We start from the raw sequence: 385 nt of genomic DNA, 5'->3' as shown, positions 1-385 counted from the left end.
GCGGGGCGCTGTTCAGGTCGCAGTGCAGATACTGTATCTGCACCGACGGGTAGCCGCCGGTGTGGCCCAGCGCGGCCAGCGGCGTCCACGGGCTGTCCGGGTCGTAGCACCAGGTGCGGCAGCGGTCCCCGTAGCCCGCGTGCGGGGCAAACTGCTCCTGCAGCAGACGCCAGCCCTGCCAGACAAAGCGGGTGGTCTCCGGGGCACACTGCTCGCGCGTGACGGTTTTGCTGCTGCGCCGCCCCAGCGCGTCGTAGCGGTATTCGGCCTGATAGCGGCCCTGCGGGCCGGTGCCGCGGGCGCGTATCAGGCGGTTGTCGTCATCGTATTCGTAGTGCTGCTCCAGCCAGCCGCAGCGGCGGCTGATAAGGTTGCCCCACGGGTC

General features: G+C 70.1%; 1 pseudogene. It reads right to left on the bottom strand.

The annotated features are described in order from the left end of the window. Positions 1-385 (bottom strand): annotated as a pseudogene (locus tag F3J40_RS24660) (hypothetical protein); the annotation flags it as partial.

Source organism: Candidatus Pantoea multigeneris (assembly GCF_011752615.1).
GTDB lineage: Bacteria > Pseudomonadota > Gammaproteobacteria > Enterobacterales > Enterobacteriaceae > Pantoea > Pantoea multigeneris.
Note: the sequence above shows the minus strand (reverse complement) of the source record. Positions and strands in the feature narration are given on the sequence as shown.